Raw genomic sequence first — 362 nt, 5'->3', positions numbered from 1 at the left:
ATTCGGTTTTCAGTAACCCTTTCCCCCCGCTAAGCGCGGGGGTAGGAGTACTGTTTTTATTCTTTTATAATCAGGGTTATTATTCCTGCCTGTTAATGTAAATCCATCCTGTTTTAGCTTCGCCGTTGCTGCGCTCAAACATATAGAAGTAAGTACCTGTAGGCAGCTCATCGCCTTTATCATTAATGCCACCCCACTGGTCAGTATAGTCACCATTAAAATGATACTCCTCCTGCCCGTAACGGTTGTAGATGCTCAGTTTCCTTACATCGAGGTTACTAAGGTCGAATGTGTCGTTTTTACCATCGGCATTCGGCGAAAGGCCACGCTGTACATCACAGTATACGTTATCAATAATTATC

The 362-nt window shown here is 43.6% G+C and carries 1 protein-coding gene; it reads right to left on the bottom strand.

What is annotated here, in order from left to right:
- Positions 1–79: 79 nt before the first annotated feature.
- On the bottom strand, positions 80–362 hold a 283-nt coding region (locus ACLI09_RS18085; protein WP_411421043.1), incomplete at its 5' end, for a gliding motility-associated C-terminal domain-containing protein.

The organism is Flavobacterium sp. RHBU_24, from assembly GCF_046613695.1.
Classification (GTDB): Bacteria; Bacteroidota; Bacteroidia; order Flavobacteriales; family Flavobacteriaceae; genus Flavobacterium.
This window is presented reverse-complemented; position numbering and strand designations above follow the sequence as displayed.